Below are 19,050 nucleotides of genomic sequence, written 5' to 3' on the forward strand. Positions count from 1 at the left end.
CTTTCCGACGCAAGTGTCACGTCGATTACGCATGCAAGAAACTGCAGGCACAAAAAACCCACCGGTTTGACGGAGGTGGGTGCCGCTGTGTGAGGAGTTTCTAGGCTCCTTGCAGCGAGATTGCTACGCGTTGGGTGGTGTGTCAACTGGTTGCAGCGACTCATTGCAGTGCTGCGCTTAGCCAAAAAATTCTTTTATGTAGGCGGCTTCTCTGCACCCGGCCAGTCACCTCAGCTTGACCCTGCCCTGCGCCACACGCACACTTCCAGCCGGAGCCTAGAAACTCCTCACACAGCGGCACCCACCTCCGTCAAACCGGTGGGTTTTTTGTGCCTGCAGTTTCTTGCATGCGTAATCGACGTGACACTTGCGTCGGAAAGCGGCTAATGCGAATTCCTTTGGGAAAACGACCGCCGTCTGTGTGCGGTTTCTAGCCTCCCGACATCCCGTCGCGTCGTGCGATGGGGCCTGTTCGTCAAGGAGGGCTTTGCCATGCGTCGATCCCCATCCCGTTCCTCGTCTGCGCGCAAGCGCGCCACGGTGCCGCCGCCTACCGAAGTCGGCTGGCGCTCGCTGGATCCCTCGATCCAGCCGCGTCCGTACCTTGAGCGCACGCCCATCCCCGAACCTCGCGCCGAACCCCGCACACCACGGCGGCCCGGCCGCCCGCGTGCGCCGCAGCAGTGCACCGTCGGCTATGGGTACTATCCCGACAGTCACCAGCGCATTCCCACCCTGCGCCTGCGCGGCCGCTGGCTGGAACAATTGGGCTTTGCCATCGGCAGCAAGCTGCACATCCGCCAGCGCGATGGCGAGCTGGTCATCAGCGTTGTAAGACCCACGCTGATCACGCCGCAGCGCATGCGCGCACCGCATGTGCCCGGCCCGTTGCTGGAGACGTCGCATGATGAGTGAGGGTATGACCGGCGCGTCGCGTGCAGACCGCTACGTTGTCATCGGCCAGGTGGTCGCGGCACGCGCGCATGTCGCAATCGGGGTGACGGTCGATCAATACGACAGCCGCCCATGGCGCCATCGCAGCGCCTATGCCGTGCGCGAGCTGTCGGCCCGCGCGCCCATGGCGGGCATCTACGCGCTTGGCCGCATCACCACGCGCTGGCAGGTGCGCGAGGAGCGTGCGCCGGCCAGGGAACGCTTCGACCAGGCCGTGGTGCAGCTGCAGGCGGAGCTGCTCACCTACATGCGACGGCGCCTGCGCGACCCGCACACCGCCGCCGACCTCGCCCAGGAAGCGCTGCTGCGCCTGCTGGCCTACCGCGACACGCCAGACATCCACAGCTACAAGCTGCTGCTGTACCGCATCGCCCACAACGTGGTGCTGGAGCACTGGCGCACGCGCCACCGCAGGCACGCCTCCCGCCATGTGCCGCTGGAGGGCAGCGAACCGCTCGCCGCCGCCGGCACGGCGGTGGACCAGCTGGTGGACGCGCGCCGCACCCTGCAGCACCTGCACACCCACACGCTGCCCGCGCTGCCGCCCAAATGCCGCCAGGCCTTCATGCTCAACCGCTTCCACGGCCTCACCTACCCGGAAGTCGCCGCCGTCATGGGCATCTCGGTCAAGATGGTGGAAAAGCACATCAGCCGCGCCCTGGCCGCCTGCCGCGCCGCGGTGGCTGAGTAACGCCAGAGCAATGCATCGCGCAGGTGGCGGTGCGTCACGACCAACTCGATGAATGCACTAGGCAATCACGACGGCTATCCTGGTTGTGCGGGAAACCGTTGTCATCTACACGAGGTAGCAGAAATTTTCCGTCTCTATCCATTAGGCAACCTATGTTTGTGTCTTGATAAATCGGGTTCCGTTGACGCTATGCTATAAATATGATTTTATGCTCAAGCACCATCGAAACATTAAAAATAATCGACGAAGTTTGTTTGCTAACAAGGAGTCGGAAATGCGTGCATGGAAATTAACGGCAATAGCCGTGTTAATAATCTTGTCTCACTCGGCATCAGCTGCAGGGCGATTGAACATTAAGCTTGAGCAAGCAGCCAAAGCTGTTAATGGCGATAAGCCCGTGAGTAACAAGCAGGATGAGACGGATGTACGAGTCGTTGCTAGTAATCTGGGCGATCAGGATATCGAAATCGTAGACCAGTCGTTTCCAAAGACCAATAAAAGTGGTCTCTTGATGAACAATGTTTTTCGTGTCATGGCAGACGATGGAACCGAAGCCTCTTATTTTGGCATCTACGTCAACATGGAAGGCGCGCCAGAAGATGTATATGTAAAAGTGGGCCCAAAGCAGAAGAAGGTGGTAGATGTAAATATTAAATTGAATTATCGTCTCAAGCCAGGGCGGCACTACACGGTCAGCCTGAGAAATCCTTCTCGCTATTTGAATAGGCCTAAAATAGCTTATAAGAATGCATCTCGAGACTCACTTCGGGCATCGTGGCTTGAAGCGTCGTCAAATGATGTTAGAATTTTTGCTGCCGAGCAGCTAAAGGTAGGATTTGCTTCTCCGGAGACGAGTCGTCGCAAGACAACCGATGCGGAATTTGCATCTTGCAGCGAAGCTCAGGTCCAGCACGTTGGGCAAAATGTTATACCGCAATCGACCGCGATTGCTTACGAAGCTCTTACTGAATACGGCCAGCAGACGAAAGTCCAAACCTTCGATGTTCCGCCGTATGTTGATATGTCGTTTGAACCGACCGCGCGATTTACGACTTGGTTCGGCGTTCATGGTGATCCTGATGACTACCTTCCGGATGACCAATATAATGACAACATGGTATTTGCCACATGGTATCGATTAACCAACGATTCAATGAATCCTAAGCCGCCGGTCTCTATTACCTGCCAATGCGACCCTGTAGAAGATAATATCTCTCCGAATGCTCTAGCTTGGGTTACGCCTGGAACGCTATATCAAGTAAATTTGTGTCCTCGTTTTTTTGAATCGCCCCAGTTCCCAACGGTTTACGATGAATCCTCTCAAGTAGGAACGTTTTTACACGAAATTACGCATTTTTCAGACGATATTGTAGACGGCACGATTGATGACCCATCAGGGTACACATACGCCGGAACGAAGGCGCTGGCTGGCAATCGCACTCGCGCGGTACGAAATGCCCAATCCTACAAATTCTATTATCTAAATTTAAACTTTAATTGAATTAAATCCTAGCGTAGGATTGATGTTTTTAGCGGCTGCGGCTTCGAAAAAGGCCTGAAGAAAGACGCACGATCTGTTCTTGCACACGAAGCATAGCGAGGAAGGGTTTAATTCCCCTCCCTGAAGCTGCAGTCCCACAAACTAAAAGGGGAGTTGTCGGGGGTGCTCACCCACCTCGACACCGCTGCCATCCACCCGCAGCGGCCGACACCTGCTCCCATCCATTGCGCAGCCGCTTCATCGCCTGCCCGCCCACACACGCATAGCCCAGCTGTTTGGCCTCTGCAGTCCCCAGCCCCGGCAGCGCGATGATGGAATCGGAAGGAGCGGGGCGCCCCTGGCTGCGCGCCTCGTTACGCAGCATCATGTTCTCGATGCCCTGGCAGTAACGCACCATGCCCGGGTGCGGGTGCGCGCGGTATTGCTCGCAATTGAAGGGCGTGGTGTCGCGCGCCATAGAGTTGTACGGCTGCCGCGTTGGCGGGATGTACTTGCTGTTCGCCTTACCTGTGGCCGAGCGCATGCTCTGCGCCGACACGCCTTGTGCGCACGCAAGCAAGCACAGCGTTGTTAGTGCCAGCGCGACACGGCGCGCGGTGATGATCCTGTCCATGGTGTTCCCCCTGTACGCACCGATCCTAGACTACGCGCCGCGCACGCGGGTGGTTCAGCCCGCTTGGTGCCGAGCCGGGGGAACTGCCGCTGCACCACCCAGCGGGATGCGGGAGGAGGGTGCCGTTTCGGAACATATGACCGCACACGCGTAGCAGCGCGCACGGGGTTCAGCTATCGGGCAGGGGGCCACCCTATGCTGCGCGCCCAGCGGGACATTTCGGCCACCCGGCCGGCGCCGCAGCGGAGGTTTCATGCAACGCCTGCTCCTTGTTTCCAGCCTGCTGGTGGCCCTGTCTGCCTGCAGCGACAAATCCGCACAGCACGCCACGCCTGCCGGCGCCGCCACCGCATTGCCCGCCAAGACCGCTGCGCCGCCCGAGTTGCTCACCCGCGAGGCGCTGTTTGGCGCCGCCGAGAAGGTGCACGTGCTGGTGAGCCCGGACGGCGCCTACCTCAGTTGGGTGGCGCCGCTGAAGGGCGTGCCCAATCTGTGGGTGGCGCCGATCGATGCGCCCGACAAGGCGCGCGCGGTCACCCAGGACAGCGGGCGCGGCATCAGCGAGTATTCCTGGAGCCACCGTGCCGGCACGCTGCTGTACAAGCGCGACCAGGGCGGCGATGAAAACTTCCACCTGTACGCGCTGAACCTGACCGACGGCAGCAGCAAGGACCTGACCCCGTTCGACAAGACCCGTGTGGAGCTGTACGGCCTGAGCGCGCAGCACCCGGATCAGCTCATGGTCGGCATCAACAACCGCGACGCGAAGTGGCACGACCTGTATCGCGTGGATCTGGCCACCGGCCAACGCACGCTGGTGGAGAAGAACACCCAACACATCGAAACCTATCTGCTCGATGGTGACCTGCAGCTGCGCTACGCAACACGCGTCACCGAAGACGGTGGGGTTGAGGTGCTTGCCCGCCAGGGCAGCGCCTGGAAAACGCTGGAACGCGTTCCCTTCGAAGATGTATTGACCACCGACGTGGTGGGCCTGAGCAACGATGGCAACACGCTGTACCTGCGCGACTCGCGCAACCGCGATACCGCCGCGCTGTACGCGGTGGACACCGCCACCCACGCGCGCGCGCTGCTCACAGAAGACGCGCGCGCCGATGTGGACAGCGTGCTGAAAGACCCAACCACCGGCGCCGTGCAGGCCGCCTCGGTGGAGTACCTGCGCCGGGAATGGACCGTGCTGGACCAGGGCATCGCCAAGGACCTGCAGGCCTTGAAGGCGCTGGGCCCGGGCGATGCAAAGGTGGAAGCACGCACCCAGGACGATGCCACCTGGATCGTGAGCTATTCGGCTGCAGAAACGCCGCTGCGCTACTACCGCTACGACCGCGCCACGGCCAAGCTGACCAAGCTGTTTTCCGCGTATCCCGCCCTGGAAGGCAAGCCGTTGGTGCCGAGCTGGCCGCAGACGCTGACCGCGCGCGACGGGCTGCATCTGGTGAGCTACCTCACCCTGCCGGCCGATGCCGATGCCAACCACGATGGCAAGGCCGACAAGCCGGTGCCGCTGGTGGTGTTCGTGCATGGCGGCCCCTGGCTGCGCGACAGCTACAACAGCTATGGCGCTTATACGCAATGGTTCGCCAACCGCGGCTACGCGGTGCTGGCGGTGAACTACCGCGGCTCCACCGGCTTCGGCAAGGCCTTCACCAATGCCGGCAATGGCGAGTGGGCCGGCAAGATGCACGACGACCTGCTCGATGCGGTGCAGTGGGCGGTCACCCAAGGCGTCACCACGCCGGACAATGTGGCCATCATGGGCGGCAGCTACGGCGGTTACGCCAGCCTGGTGGGCCTGACCTTCACCCCGGACACCTTCAAGTGCGCGGTGGACATCGTGGGCCCGGCCAACCTCAACACGCTGCTGGCCACCATCCCGCCGTACTGGACGGGGTTTTACAAGCAGGCGATCAAACGCATGGGCGACCCGGCCACCGCGCAAGGCAAGCAGTGGCTCACCGAACGCTCGCCGGTCACGCATGTGGACAAGATCCGCAAGCCGCTGCTGATCGGTCAGGGCGCCAACGACCCGCGCACCAATCGCGCCGAGAGTGAGCAGATCGTCAACGCGATGACGGCCAAGAACATCCCGGTGACCTACGTGCTGTTCCCGGACGAAGGCCACGGCTTCAAGCGCCCGGAAAACAGCAAAGCCTTCAACGCGGTGGCCGAAACCTTCCTGGGCCAGTGCCTGGGCGGCCGCGTGCAACCCATCGGCAGCGACCTCACCGGCTCCAGCATCACCGTGCCCGCCGGCGCCGAGCAGATCGATGGCCTTGCCGATGCATTGAAGGCGCATACGCAGGCGATCCGGAACTAGCCTGCGGGTGAGGGCGCCGGCTGGAACGTGGTGCGGTATAGCCACCCTGCCGGCAGCGCTCAACCCTGTGTTGCCTCACTGCAGCGTTGCGTGGATGGCCGCTGCAGTTGGTGCATAGGGCGAGGGCGGCTGGCGCGCAGCGTTTTGCGTACCGAACGAGGCGAGCAGGAAGAGCAGCCCCAACGCGGCCGGTACCGCGTCCTTGGGCTTGCGCACACCCAGATGCGCCATGCCCGACAACAGCAGGTGGTAGAACATGCCGGCGTAGGCCAGATCGCTTAGCGCGGTGTTAAAGCGCCACACAATCGCTACCTGGCCCAGGATCTTGATGACGATCATCCATGGCACCAGCAACGGTGCCGAATACCCCAGCTCGGCCTGCGCCTTGCGCACGAACTCGCCCTTGGCCAGATACATGCCGGCAGAAGCCAGGTACAACAGGCACAGCAGCGCAGTACTGATCCAGTAAATAGAAATGCTCATGACGTTTGCCAGCCACTATGTCAATGCAACCGGCCATCAGAATGTCGCCTAAGATATCGATTGAAAAGTAGGATGAATCACCGGGGCTTAGTATGAAAAAGCAGACCATTGAGGACGGCGAGCGCAACATGCACGAACAGATGCGTCGCGCATTTGCGTTGCTGTCTGGCAAATGGAAGCTGGAAATCATGTGGCTGCTCAATCAGCGCGTGTATCGCTTCGGCGAGCTGCGCCATGCCATCCCCGGCGTTACCCAACATATGCTCACCGCGCAATTGCGCGAGCTGGAAGCAGATGGCCTGGTCACGCGCACCGTGTTTGCGCAGGTGCCGCCGCGCGTGGAATACGCCATCACGCCAAAGGCGCGCGGACTGGGCCCAACGATGGAAGCGCTGACCGCGTGGTGGCAGCAACATGGCGACAGCGTTGCGAAGCGGCCCGCTGCACGCGGGCGCAAGCCCAGCGTTTAGGAGGAAGCCAAGGGGGTGCGTATGGCTTTCAGGCGTTCGTAAAAAACGTTGGTTGCAGACACCTGCAACACCGGTATCGATGGAGATGTTGCAGCTGTCCACCGTCCACCGTCCGCACCGATGCCATTGACGTTGATCGACTCGAACGTGTTTCCGAGTGGGTTTATGGCGCAGATGTACAGAACGGTGTGAGCTCGCCCCAAGGCGACTGCTGCGCTCTTCATGGCACCGCCAAGATGCAGTGCCAGTCCGCTTTCAAGGTCGCGGTGCTTGCAGCAGCAACCGCCGCGCAATGTAGTTCACCACGTTCTCCATCGCATCGGGATCGGTGTTACTCAATCCCACCACCACGTAGCCGTTGGAGGGCAGCACCACGAATGCGGTGTTCGCACCCGGTGCGCCGCCTTCGTGTCCGTATTGCCTTTCTTCGCCTTGACCACTGACCATGAAGCCATATCCGTACCAGCGCTTATGGTTCTGTGGTGAGGTTGCCGCTTCCAGTGACGCGGGTGACAGCAACTTGCCCGTGCGCAGTGCTTCGCCGAACTTGAGCATGTCGCCTACCGTGCTGTAACCGCCACCTGCTGCTGTCCCACGCCAGGGCAGCGACGCCGTTTCTACCTGCCAGGCACCTTCTCGTTTTGTATAGGCGATGGCCCGGCCCGCGATCGGCGTCGACTCCGGCTCCGACCCTGTCGATGCCATGCCTGCCACGCGGTAGATGTGTTGGTCCACATAGCCGTAATAGGACTGTCCACTGACCGCCTCGATGATCGCGCCAAGCACGACATAGCCATAGTTGGAATAGCCATCCTGACTGCCTGGCGCCTGCTCTGGCGGAGTGGCGCCGAAGCGTTTGATGTAATCGGCATGCGTTTTCAGGGTCTGCGAGTAACTGCTGAAATCGTCATTGAAAATCTCGCCGAGCCCACTGGTGTGGTTGAGCAGTTGGCGCAGCGTGATGGAGCGGGCGATGGCCTGGTCGGGATAATCAGGCAGATAGTCGTTGATGGTGCCATCGAGCGATAGCCTGCCGGCATCCACCAGTTGCAGTACGGCCACGGCAGTGAACATCTTGTTCAACGATGCAAGCCTGAACCGTGTTTCTGGTGTGACTGCCAGCGCGGCCGATCGATTTGCCAATCCGCCCTGCCACTGCAAGAGCAGCTTGCCGTCTTTGGCTACCACCAATGCGCCGGACAAGGTGTCAGCGGTGACCAGTCCATTCAATCGCTGTGTTGCCATTTGCGCAAGCGCGTCAATCTGCACGCGCTTTGGCCGATATTCGGCAGGCATTTCCACGCCTTCGATCTGAAAAAGACGTACATCGGCAGGATCGGTCTGATCCAGCTCAACGGTCACCAACAGGGCACGTTCGCTCGGTTGCACCTGCACGATCACTTCGGCTTTCTTCGGGGTGCTTGATCTCACGGTCAGCACGTTGAAGTTGCCCATGGAAGCATGCAGGTCGACATCGCGCTGCGCGTTACGCTCGATCTTGTAAGCAGCTATGACCTCCTGCAACCCCTGTTCGCTACCCTGATTGAAAGCGGTGAGCCAGCGATTGAAGATCTGCTCGGGTGACGCGACCGGCGAGGGCGGCATGGACCAGCTAGTGGCAGTCCAAAGAAGGAGAGTGGCGGCGAGCAGCGTGAGACGCTTCATCCAAAAAGCCTGTGGTGGCAGCCATGTCGGCTCGCGGATCATCACAGGAAGTGCGGCTGAGCACAAAGCGTCGGCGCTGATCGTGTAGGCCGGCCAGTGGGTGGTGAGAGCTCTGGCCGTCCGGGTGGCCGTATTTATCTCATCGGCGCCGTCGCTCTGGCAGGACTTCATCGCTGCGCCGCGAACTGGATTGCATGCTCCCTGATGAACGCAGGCGGTGAAGAGTCACTTCGCTCGCCGCGATGTCGGTAGATGAGCCAGTGTATCCAAACCCCAAAACGCCAACGCCCCGATCATGTCGGGGCGTCGGTGCGATCTCTCGCCGAAGTGGGGTATACCGTCTACATCGTCATACCTGACGCCTCGCGGCCAATCCACTGCTTCAGCGCGGCGGGCGTAATGCCTGCCTCCAGTGCTGACTTGCCGGCGTTACTTGGCGGCGTCGCGCACTTTGTCGGCGACCTGGCCAGCCTTGTTCTGCACCTTGCCGACATTCTTTTCGGTAGCGCCTTCCAGCTCGGTGCTCTTGTCGCCGGTGACACGGCCAACGGTTTCCTTGATGGAACCCTTGACCTGCTTGGCGGTACCTTCGATACGGTTCTTGTCCACGGGGTGCCTCATACGGTTGGGGATGTTGCAACTCAGTCTGTACCCGCAGGACGTGAGTGCGACGTGGGCATGCCGTCATCCCCGCGTCAGCACGCCCAGCTGGCGCGCAGCGCCACCGCGGGGCACGCGCGCGTCTGCACGGCTTGCCGAGGTCGCTGCGTGCAACAATGCGCGCACTTTCCGCCAGGCAATGCCGTCACGTGAGCACACAGCGCCCCGCCACCGAGTCCGCCGGCCTGGAGTTTCTTGCGGGGGGCGGCGAGATGGGCGCGTTGATGCGCGCACACGAATGGGCCGCCACGCCGCTGGGGGCGCCGGAGACCTGGCCGCAGTCGCTGCGCTCGTCGTTGTCGGTGGTGCTCAACTCCACCCTGCTCGGTGCGGTGCTGTGGGGACCGGAGCTGCGCATGTTCTACAACGACGTGTACGTGCAATCGATGGGCGACCGTCATCCACAGGCGCTGGGCCAGCCGGTGACCGAGGTATGGAAGGAAACCTACGCGCCCATCGCGCAGGACTTCGCCCGGGTGATGCAAACCGGTGAGGGCTTCGGCCAGGGGGTCATCGCCTTGCCGATGCTGCGCAACGGCGTCAACGAGATGACCTACTGGAATGCCACCGCCTCGCCGATCCGCGGCGAAGACGGCAGCATCGTGGGGCTGATGAATATCGCCATCGAAACCACCGCGCAGGTGGCGGCCGACCGCAACCGCGACATCCAGCACGCGATGCTGAGCAACGAGAACACCCACCTGGTGCACGAGGTGGTCAACCGCACCAGCGAGCGCGATCGCGCACTGGAGGCCGAAACCGTGGCGCGCCGCAATGCCGAGCGCGTGCAGCTGGCGCTGGCGGCCGGGGCGATCATCGGTACCTGGATCTGGGACCTGCCCACCGACGCGTTTTCGGTGGACGAGGCGTTTGCGCAGAACTTCGGCTTCGATCCGTCCACCAGCCGCAGCGGCCTGTCGCTGGAGCAGGTGATCCAGACCGTGCACCCGGACGACCGCGAGGGGCTGCGCGTGGCCATTGGCGAAGCGCTCGCCCGCGGCGGTGCCTACGCGCACCAGTACCGGGTCAAGCGGCGCGACGGAAAGTACTACTGGCTGGAAGCCAATGGCCGGGTCGAAAAGGGCGCCGATGGCACGCCGCTGCGCTTTCCCGGCGTGCTGCTGGACATCGAGGCGCGCCATGCACTGTCGGAAGAGCGCGACCGCGCGCTGGCGGCACTGCGCGAGCTGAGCGACACGCTGGAGCAGCGGGTCACCGAGCGCACGCGCGAGTTGATGACGGTGGAAGAGGCGCTGCGCCAATCGCAGAAGATGGAAGCGGTGGGGCAGCTCACCGGCGGGCTGGCGCACGACTTCAACAACCTGCTGGCGGGCATTTCCGGCGCGCTGGAGCTGATGAGCCTGCGCATCGAACAAGGCCGCTTCCGCGACCTGGAGCGTTACGTGGCCACCGCGCAAGGCGCCACCACGCGCGCGGCCGCGCTGACCCACCGGCTGCTGGCATTCGCGCGGCGGCAGACGCTGTTGCCCAAGCCGACCAACGTCAACCGGCTGGTGGTGGACATGCTGGAGCTGATCCAGCGCACGGTGGGCCCGGGGATCTGCGTGGAAAACCTTGCCGCGGCCGAACTGTGGCTGGCCCTGGTGGATGCGCCGCAGCTGGAGAACGCGCTGCTCAACCTGTGCATCAACGCGCGCGATGCGATGCCCGACGGCGGGCGCCTGTGCGTGCAGACCAGCAACCGCCGGATCGACCGCGAGATGGGCCAGCAACTGGGCATGCCGGAAGGCCACTACCTGTCGCTGTGCGTGAGCGATACCGGCACCGGCATGCCGCCGGATGTGGTGGCGCGCGCGTTCGATCCGTTCTTCACCACCAAGCCGATCGGCGAAGGCACCGGCCTGGGCCTGTCGATGATTTACGGGTTTGCCAAGCAATCCGGCGGGCAGGTGCGCATCCATTCGGAAGTGGGCAAGGGTTCGACGGTATGCATCTACCTGCCGCGGCATGCCGGTGCCGACGACAGCAGCGACGGCGGTGCCGCCACGCTGGAACTGGCACCCTCGCTGGCCGGCGAAACCGTATTGATCGTCGACGACGAACCGTCCATCCGCCTGCTGTTCACCGAGGTGCTGGAAGAACTGGGCTACACCGTGCTGGAAGCCGGCGACAGCGCCACCGGGCTGGGCATCCTGCAGTCGCCGGCGCGGATCGACCTGCTGATCAGCGACGTGGGCCTGCCCGGCGGCATGAACGGCCGGCAGATGGCCGATGCCGCGCGCGTGGGCCGGCCCAGGCTCAAGGTGCTGTTCATCACCGGCTTTGCCGAACACGCGCAGTTGAACGACCGCCACCTGGAACCGGGCATGGCGGTGCTGGCCAAGCCCTTCAGCGTGAGCGTGCTTGCCGCGCGGGTGAAGGAGATGATTGCGAGCGAGGGTTGAGCGCTGCGGCGCCATGCAGGCGTTTGCCTGCCTGCGTGTGCCCGACCTGGCGCGAAGCGGCCGGCCTCACTCCACGCTGGAGGCCACCAGCCGTTGCCATAGCGCGGCATTGGCCGCCTGGTCCGGCTCCAGCGTGGACAGTACGCTGAGCGCGTGCTCCTCCTGCTCGGCGCCGTGACGGGCCAGCATGGCCAGCACGGCGGCCAGGCGGCCGTAGCGCAGGGCGCGGCCCAACGGGCTGGCGAGCAGGGTGGTGTCGTGCTCGGGGCGTTGTTCGTCCAGGGCGGTGCCCAGCGCTGCCGGCAGGTCCCAGGTGGTGGCGATGGTCTTGGCCACCGCCGCGGTGTGGCGTTCGACCAGGGCGGCGGCGATCTCCAGGCTGTAGGGCAGGCCCGGGCGCTCGGCGTAGGTATCGCGCAGCACCCGCAGGATCACCACCGCGCCCAGGCCCTGCAACAGGCCGGCCAGCTGTGCCGACAAGGTGTCCCCGCCCCGTTCGCGCATGTAGGCGGCTGCGGCGGCGGTGCGCAGGGCGTAGTCCCACACCGCTGCGGGCAGGCGCGCGTGGAGGCCGCCGTCCAGGCTCAGCACCGGCTGCATGACCGCTGCGGCAACGATCTGGCGCACGCCTTCGGTGCCGATATGCACCACTGCGCGCTCCAGGCTTTCCAGCGGGCCGCCCTGCGGGCGATACAGCGCGCTGTTGGCGATGCGCAGCAGGTTGGCGGCCAATGCCGGGTCTTGCGCGATGATGGCGGCAATGCCGCGGCCGGACGCGTCGGGGTCGTTGACCGCACGCATCAACTGCGGCAACAGGTGTGGGCGACGCGGCAACAGCTGCGGACGCAGATCGACATGCGCCAGTGCGTTGCCGACGGCCTCCAGCACCGCCAGCTGGGCGGGGTCGCCGGGCAGGCTGGCATTGGCCAACGACGGGTTGGCCATCACCGCGGCATACATGCGCCGCAGCAGCGGCTGCATCGGTGGCGGGTCGGTTGGTGAGGGCTGCGCCACGCCGTGCGTTGGCTGCGGCGCGGGGGCGGTGTGGCTGTGGGAGGGAGCCACGACGGGTGTGGCGGCCGCCGCTGCACTGGCCGGCCGCGTGGCGGACACGTCTGAGGCACCCGGCGTGGGCGCGCGTTGGCGCATGTGCATCCACACCAGAGCACCGACGATCATCGCGACAGCGATCAGTCCGGCAGCAAGCAGCACCACAGTCACAAGCATCATAGGCAGTCGTCTGATCAGTGCTGCGACTATCGGCGATGGCGGGCATGGCGGCAATGCGCAGCGCAGCTACCGGGCGCGCTACACCACGGCGAGCGCTTGCCAGCGGCGCCGGCGACGCACGGCCTGCTGCGCGGCTGGCGTGCCGGTGCAGGCACGCGTTGCATTGCAGCGGGCATGGGGCATGCCGTTGCCGTGCGGCTCTGACTGGCGCGTGGTGCTGACGACTGGTCACCCGCACCCGCGGCGCGCGCGTTGTCTGGAGTGTCGGCATCGCTGGCGCGTGCCCGCGCGCGGAACAACTGGCCGTTGGCCGAGCGCCGCAGTGGTGGAGCGCGTGACCGGTCGGTAGGCGTGCTGGCGTTTAGCGTGCGTGCATGCAGTCGCCGCTGCCTGCACTGCCGCCCGGCTGCCGCAATGGCGCGCACGGGCAAGCGCTGCAAGGCGCCGTGTCTTTGCCCGCAGTGCAGCAATGAGCGGGATGTCTTCAAGCTGACCGCAGCACTGCACGTGGCGCTAACGCACCGCCCCCCACCATGCGTCACCAGCTGTGCAGTTCTAGAGCATCTAGGCAGCTTAAAGGGTGCAGGCATCCGCAGTTGGACCACCTTCGACAGACACCGTGCAGCGCGCGGTGTCTGTTTTCATTTGTGCAGCCGTACATGACGCGGCAAGGTGCAGGAACCAATCAGCGCAGGCGCCGGTCCACGCCACCGTGGTGTGCGGTGGTGACAGCGGGAGCCCTCCCACCGGCGTACGACGCGCTATGCCCTGGGCCGAGCCGGCGTGTGGCCCCGGGGCACAGGGCCGGCGGAACGTCATCTCGCGGTACGGGTGGCAGACCTTCAATCAGCGCCAGCCACCGCGCGCCTTGCCGCGATCGCCATGCCCGGCGTTCAGTCCAGCTGCGACAGCGCCTGCTGGATCGGGGTCTGCCCGTCGATGAACCCCACCGTCTTGCCGATACTGGCCGGGGTGGCGAGTGCGGCGGCGATCACCTGGGCCACGTTGGCGCGCGACACACCGCCGTCGGCGTCGCTGCCGGGGTCGCGGGTGATGCGGCCGGAAGGTGGATCCTGGGTGAGCCGGCCGGGGCCCAGCACCGTCCAGTCCAATGCGCTGCTGCGCAGATGCGCGTCGGCCGCGGCCTTGGCTTGCGCATAGGCGAAGAACCCGTCGTCCGGGCCGATGCCGTGTTCCAGCCCGGCCCCCAGATACGACACCATCACGTAGCGCCGCACGCGTGCCTGCTCGGCCGCGTGCATCGAGCGGATCGCCGCATCGCGGTCCACGGCATAGGTGCGCGCTGCATCGCCGCCGCCGGCACCGGCCGACCACACCACCGCATCATGCCCGGCCAGCTGCGCGGCGATGGCCGCGGTGTCCGCATCTTCGATGTCGAACACCACCGGCGTGGCGCCATCGGCGATGACATCGCCTTCGTGCTCGGGGTTGCGGAACACCGCAGTCACGTGATGCCCGCCACGCACCAGCAGCGGCGTGAGCAAACGCGCGACCTTGCCATGACCGCCGATCACCAGAATACGGGACATATCACCTCCAGCAGTGCGCGCCGCACCGGCGCGAAAGGACGTCATCCTCGCCAACGCGGCGCTAAGGCGGTGTCAGTACAGGCGAGGGCGGAGGCGAGCAATGCGCGCCAGCCAGCGTGTTTTTGCTGGGTCGAAGAACACGCTGGCCACCTGAAGCGCTCTATCACCGAGAGATTGCCGCAGCAGAACCAGGTCTTGCCAAGCGATTGCGATGCCAACGCATGAGATGCCATACGGCACACGATGCATGTGACTGATCATGGTCGCGCCGGTGCAGTGACGGGCCTGACGCGTGGCGACACACAGGCTGCGCCTCTTTGAACGGTCCAAACACCGGTGCGGTTCCACACGATGCGCGCGCGCGTTCGGCAATTCAGCGCGAAAGGTCTATCGATCCCCTGCACGGCCACGCATTGCCTGGCTGGCCTGGTGGTGGTCCCACAGCTGCATGACCTGCGCAATCGCCGCCTCCATTGCCTTGAAGCGCATGCCGTCCCGGGCGAGCGTCGAAAGTCCAAGCAGGAAGCTGTCGAAAACGCAGCTCAAGGCAGCTGCATCGACGTGAGATGCCAGTTCTCCACCGGCAATTGCGCGGTCCACGCAGGCGCGGATGCCTGCGCGTGACCGTGCGCGCGAGCGTGTCAGCGGGGCGCAGAGTGCTGCCAGCTCCGGTGATGGCGCGCTCATGACCCCCAACGCCACCATGCAGCCCTTCGGGTGCCCGCGCTCGCACTGCATCTTGGCCGAGCGCCGCAGGGCCAGCTCCAGCGCCTGCCTTGGCGCCAGTGCGTCATCCCACAGGCATTCGGTGACCTGCGCATAGGTCGCCAGATAGCGCTCCATGCATTCGGTGTAGAGCGCTTCCTTGGAGCCGAATGCCGCGTAGAAGCTGGGCGCGGTGATGCCGCCGCCGATGGCAGCCTTGAGCTGGCTCAACGACGTCGATTCGTAGCCTTGTTCCCAGAACAGCTGAAGTGCTTCGTCGACCGCGACATCGCGGTCGAAGGTCCGTGGTCTGCCCATCTGTGCCATAACACCCTCCGCTTGACATAAATACTATTTGATACATATGTCGTTGACAACAGGGTGCGCCCAGCCTAGATTTATATTGATCGGTACATATGTTGCGACCTGGCGCATTGAAGCGCTCACTGCCCGGGCGTTGCGGAGTTACCTGGATCAATGGCTTATGACGAAGGACATCGTGTGAATTCTCAGAACTCCCCCGCGACCAGCGCGACAGCAGCTGCTCGCTTACCCATCGCCGCCCTGTTGGCATTGGCGATGACCGGCTTCATCTGCATCGTCACCGAAACATTGCCGGCGGGCCTACTCCCGCAGATCTCCCAGGGCCTGGGCGTCACCCCCGCGCTGGCCGGGCAGACCGTGACCGCCTACGCCGTGGGCTCGCTGCTGGCGGCCATCCCGTTGACCATCGCCACCCAGCAGTGGCGACGGCGCAACGTGCTGCTGCTGACCATCGTCGGGTTTTTGCTGTTCAACTCGGTCACGGCGCTGTCGACCAATTACGCGCTAACCCTGGTGGCGCGGTTCTTCGCCGGTGCAGCGGCCGGTCTGGCGTGGAGCCTGCTTGCCGGGTATGCCAGGCGCATGGTGCAGCCGGAGCAGCAGGGCAAAGCGATGGCGATTGCGATGGTGGGTACGCCCATTGCGTTGTCGCTTGGCGTCCCGCTGGGGACCTGGATGGGCGGCGTGGTCGGCTGGCAGGCCGCGTTTGCCAGCATGTCGGCGCTGACCATCGCGCTGATCGTCTGGGTGTTGCTCAAGGTGCCCGACTACCCCGGGCAGGCGGCAACGCAGCGTGTGCCGTTACGCACCGTGCTTGTCACACCAGGCGTCCGCCCCGTGCTTGCCACGGTGATGGCCTGGATGCTCGCGCACAACATCCTTTACACCTATGTCGCGCCATTCGCCGCACGGGCAGGCCTGGGCCATCGCGTCGACGCGTTGCTGCTGATCTTCGGCATCGCTGCGCTGGCGGGTATTGGCGTGGCAGGCAAGCTGGTGGAACGGCATCTGCGCAGCACCGTGCTGGCGTCGTTGGCGATGTTCTTTGCGGTCTCGGTGGTGCTGGCGCTGCTGCAGACAGTCCAACCGGTCGTGTATGTCTGTGTCGCGGTATGGGGCCTGACCTTCGGCGGCGCCGCGACCCTGCTGCAAACCGCACTTGCCGATAGCGCAGGCGATGGTGCCGATGTGGCACTCTCGCTCAATGTGGTGGCCTGGAACAGCGTCATCGCCGCGGGTGGCGTGGTGGGCGGTGTGTTGCTGGAGCACTGGGGCGCACAGAGCTTTCCGGCCGCCATGGCGGTGGTGCTGGCAGGTGGATTCTTGATCGCGTGGTCGGCCCGAACGCACGGGTTTGCCGCAGGCGTGCGCTCGCCGGTGCCGGGACATTAGCTGCCAGGCCGCAGACATCACGCGTGTCTGTGCACGTGGACACGGGCGGATGATCGATGGCGCGCAGCGCCGATGCAGTACAGATAAAAATCCATCGTCCGTGTCAGCCCTGCAGCCTGCCGTGCGACAGCGCCAGATGTCGCAGACGCGTGGCACCCGAAGGCCCACATCTGGGACACTCATGCGCCAGGGTCTGCGAGCGTTTGTGATGCCTACGTCCACCGAGTTACGTCCACGCGTTGGCTGTGGCGCCTTTATCCAGCGTGCCGATGGCCGCCTGCTGCTGGTGTTGCGCGGGCGCGCGCCGGAGCAGGGGCACTGGGGGCTGCCCGGCGGCAAGGTGGATTGGATGGAAACCGTGGAAGCCACCGTGGTGCGCGAGGTGCTGGAAGAAACCGGCCTGCAGGTGCACCCGCAGCGCGTGCTGTGCGTGGTCAGCCACTTCGAGCCGGACATGGACCCGCCGCAGCACTGGGTGGCGCCGGTGTATCTGGCCAGCATCGACGGCAGCGAACAGGCGCAGTTGCGCGAGCCGCAGGTGCTGCTGGACATCGGCTGGTTTGCGCTCGATGCGCTGCCCACGCCGCTGACCCGCTCGGCGGTGCAGGCGGTGCGGCAGGTGCGGGCCGAGCAGGCTGTGCCGGTCGACTGAGTAGCGTTGCCACAGCGGGACGCTAGCCAGACTTGGCGCAAGGCTGGGGCGGAATCGGGAATCGGGAATCGGGAATCGAGAATCGAGAATCGGGAATCGGGAATCGAAGAGCGGCTTGCGACTGAGGCATTGCGATGCGTGCGCGGCTGGCGGGTGTTGGCATCACCCACGACGGGCACTGCCTGGCGCCAGCGTGCCGCATTGGCCCTGCGTGTCAGCCGGCCACAGCGCGCGGCATATCCACGCGGGCCGACGCTGTATGGCAGCCGGCCTGGTGCGTTCAAACAGCGCCGCTGTTGCACGGTGTGGCGACACGCTCTTCTCGCTGTCTTCGCTAGGCTCCGGGCTCGTTTTTGCAGTGAGCCGCCCATGCCTTCTTCCGACCTTCGCGCCTTTGCCGTCCGTGTGATCATCGTGCTGTCCCTGGTGGCATGCGCATGGATGCTGTGGACGTTGTCGGACCTGTTGCTGATGGTCTTTGGCGCGATCGTGGTGGCGGTGTTGCTGCGGGCATTGGCCAGCTGGGTGACGCGCCACACGCGCGTGTCGGACGGGTGGGCGCTGGCCCTGGTGGTGGTGGTGCTGACGGTGGGGTTTATCGCACTGCTGTGGCTGTTCGGCTCGCAGCTGGCCTCGGAAGTGGGGGCCCTGCAACGCACGTTGCCGCAGGCGTGGACGCGCTTCCACGATTGGGTGGCGGCCGGGCCCCTGGGGCCGACACTGGAAGAACTCACCCGCCAGGCGCCGGCACGTGTGTCCAACCTGGCCCCGCGCGCCGGTGCGTTTGCGCTCAGCATCACCGGCGGTGTGGCCAACCTGTTCCTGGTGCTGGCCGGCGCGGTGTATCTGGCCGCGCAGCCGCAGCTGTACCGGCGCGGGGTCTTGCTGCTGCTGCCGGCGCACGCGCGCGCCACCACCGACGAGGCACTGCAGGCCAGCGGCACCGCGCTGCGGCTGTGGTTGCGCGGCCAGCTGATGGCGATGGCGGTGGTGGGCGTGCTCACCGGGCTGGGGCTGTGGGCATTGGGCATCCCCGGTGCGTTGGCGCTGGGCATCGTTGCCGGCCTGCTGGATTTCGTGCCGATCGTCGGGCCGATCGTGGCGGCGATTCCGGCCATCCTGCTCGGGTTTACGGTCAGCCCGCAGATGGCGCTGGCCACTGCGGGCCTGTTCGTAGTGGTGCAGCAGATCGAAGGCAACCTGCTGCTGCCGCTGATCCAGCAACGCACGGTGGATCTGCCGCCGGTGCTACTGCTGTTTTCGCTGTTCGGCATCGGCATCCTGCTGGGGCCGGCCGGCGTGTTGCTGGCCGCGCCGCTGACGGTGGTGGCATTTGTGCTGGTCAAGCGCCTGTATGTGCAGGAGGCGCTTGGCACGCCCACCTCCATTCCCGGGCAAACACCGCACTGAACGGCGC

Annotated in this window: 16 protein-coding genes; 9 read left to right on the forward strand and 7 right to left on the reverse strand. The window is 64.4% G+C overall.

The window, feature by feature from the left end:
- The first annotated feature begins 492 nt into the window (after positions 1-492).
- The 3 genes from OZ10_RS09850 (at position 493) to OZ10_RS21200 (ending at position 3,146) form a co-directional block, all read left to right on the forward strand.
- Complete coding sequence (locus OZ10_RS09850; protein ID WP_081419424.1) at positions 493-915, forward strand: SymE family type I addiction module toxin; 423 nt, start codon at positions 493-495, stop codon at positions 913-915.
- Positions 908-1,645 (forward strand): RNA polymerase sigma factor, encoded by a 738-nt coding sequence (locus OZ10_RS09855; protein WP_236726968.1) that lies wholly within the window; start codon positions 908-910, stop codon positions 1,643-1,645. Before OZ10_RS09850 ends, OZ10_RS09855 begins: the two co-directional genes overlap by 8 nt.
- A 274-nt stretch (positions 1,646-1,919) precedes the next feature.
- On the forward strand, positions 1,920-3,146 hold the full coding sequence (locus OZ10_RS21200; protein WP_158002169.1) for a M35 family metallo-endopeptidase: 1,227 nt from the start codon (positions 1,920-1,922) through the stop codon (positions 3,144-3,146).
- A gap of 166 nt (positions 3,147-3,312) precedes the next feature.
- Here the strand turns inward: OZ10_RS21200 and OZ10_RS09865 are convergent, their stop codons facing one another.
- Positions 3,313-3,759: a hypothetical protein gene (locus OZ10_RS09865; protein WP_039406434.1), complete on the reverse strand. Its 447-nt coding sequence runs from the start codon at positions 3,757-3,759 to the stop codon at positions 3,313-3,315.
- Between the two features lie 253 nt (positions 3,760-4,012).
- Here OZ10_RS09865 and OZ10_RS09870 point away from each other — a divergent pair, with 253 nt between their 5' ends.
- On the forward strand, positions 4,013-6,097 hold the full coding sequence (locus OZ10_RS09870; RefSeq protein WP_039564686.1) for a S9 family peptidase: 2,085 nt from the start codon (positions 4,013-4,015) through the stop codon (positions 6,095-6,097).
- Positions 6,098-6,172: 75 nt separating this feature from the next.
- Here the strand turns inward: OZ10_RS09870 and OZ10_RS09875 are convergent, their stop codons facing one another.
- On the reverse strand, positions 6,173-6,580 hold the full coding sequence (locus OZ10_RS09875; RefSeq protein WP_039564687.1) for a DoxX family protein: 408 nt from the start codon (positions 6,578-6,580) through the stop codon (positions 6,173-6,175).
- A gap of 92 nt (positions 6,581-6,672) precedes the next feature.
- Between OZ10_RS09875 and OZ10_RS09880 the strand changes: the two genes are divergently transcribed.
- Positions 6,673-7,050 carry a winged helix-turn-helix transcriptional regulator gene (locus OZ10_RS09880; RefSeq protein WP_039564688.1) on the forward strand — a complete coding sequence of 126 codons (378 nt, stop codon included), beginning with the start codon at positions 6,673-6,675 and terminating at the stop codon, positions 7,048-7,050.
- A 255-nt stretch (positions 7,051-7,305) separates the two neighbouring features.
- On the opposite strand, the gene OZ10_RS09885 is transcribed toward OZ10_RS09880, so the two are convergent.
- Positions 7,306-8,886, reverse strand: coding sequence for a serine hydrolase domain-containing protein (locus tag OZ10_RS09885; RefSeq protein WP_236726969.1), 1,581 nt, complete (start codon positions 8,884-8,886; stop codon positions 7,306-7,308).
- A gap of 258 nt (positions 8,887-9,144) precedes the next feature.
- Positions 9,145-9,324, reverse strand: a complete 180-nt coding sequence (locus tag OZ10_RS09890) for a CsbD family protein (RefSeq protein WP_039406446.1) — start codon at positions 9,322-9,324, stop codon at positions 9,145-9,147.
- A gap of 167 nt (positions 9,325-9,491) precedes the next feature.
- On the opposite strand from OZ10_RS09890, the gene OZ10_RS09895 reads away from it, so the two are divergent.
- Complete coding sequence (locus OZ10_RS09895; protein ID WP_039564691.1) at positions 9,492-11,780, forward strand: hybrid sensor histidine kinase/response regulator; 2,289 nt, start codon at positions 9,492-9,494, stop codon at positions 11,778-11,780.
- A gap of 66 nt (positions 11,781-11,846) precedes the next feature.
- Here the strand turns inward: OZ10_RS09895 and OZ10_RS09900 are convergent, their stop codons facing one another.
- The 3 genes from OZ10_RS09900 to OZ10_RS09910 form a co-directional block, all read right to left on the reverse strand.
- Entirely contained in the window at positions 11,847-13,010 is a 1,164-nt protein-coding gene (locus tag OZ10_RS09900) for an HDOD domain-containing protein (RefSeq protein WP_039564692.1), read from the reverse strand.
- A gap of 893 nt (positions 13,011-13,903) precedes the next feature.
- Positions 13,904-14,560: an SDR family oxidoreductase gene (locus tag OZ10_RS09905; protein ID WP_039406455.1), complete on the reverse strand. Its 657-nt coding sequence runs from the start codon at positions 14,558-14,560 to the stop codon at positions 13,904-13,906.
- A 387-nt stretch (positions 14,561-14,947) separates the two neighbouring features.
- On the reverse strand, positions 14,948-15,583 hold the full coding sequence (locus OZ10_RS09910) for a TetR/AcrR family transcriptional regulator (protein WP_236726804.1): 636 nt from the start codon (positions 15,581-15,583) through the stop codon (positions 14,948-14,950).
- Positions 15,584-15,844: 261 nt separating this feature from the next.
- Between OZ10_RS09910 and OZ10_RS09915 the strand changes: the two genes are divergently transcribed.
- The 3 genes from OZ10_RS09915 (at position 15,845) to OZ10_RS09925 (ending at position 19,043) form a co-directional block, all read left to right on the forward strand.
- The gene (locus tag OZ10_RS09915; protein WP_202902998.1) at positions 15,845-16,981 is read left to right on the forward strand and encodes an MFS transporter; all 1,137 of its coding nucleotides are present in this window, start codon (positions 15,845-15,847) and stop codon (positions 16,979-16,981) included.
- A 181-nt stretch (positions 16,982-17,162) separates the two neighbouring features.
- Entirely contained in the window at positions 17,163-17,633 is a 471-nt protein-coding gene (locus OZ10_RS09920; protein ID WP_039406461.1) for an NUDIX hydrolase, read from the forward strand.
- Between the two features lie 369 nt (positions 17,634-18,002).
- The gene (locus OZ10_RS09925; protein WP_039406464.1) at positions 18,003-19,043 is read left to right on the forward strand and encodes an AI-2E family transporter; all 1,041 of its coding nucleotides are present in this window, start codon (positions 18,003-18,005) and stop codon (positions 19,041-19,043) included.
- Positions 19,044-19,050 lie beyond the last annotated feature (7 nt).

The organism is Xanthomonas cannabis pv. cannabis, assembly GCF_000802365.1.
GTDB classification, from domain to species: Bacteria; Pseudomonadota; Gammaproteobacteria; order Xanthomonadales; family Xanthomonadaceae; genus Xanthomonas; species Xanthomonas cannabis.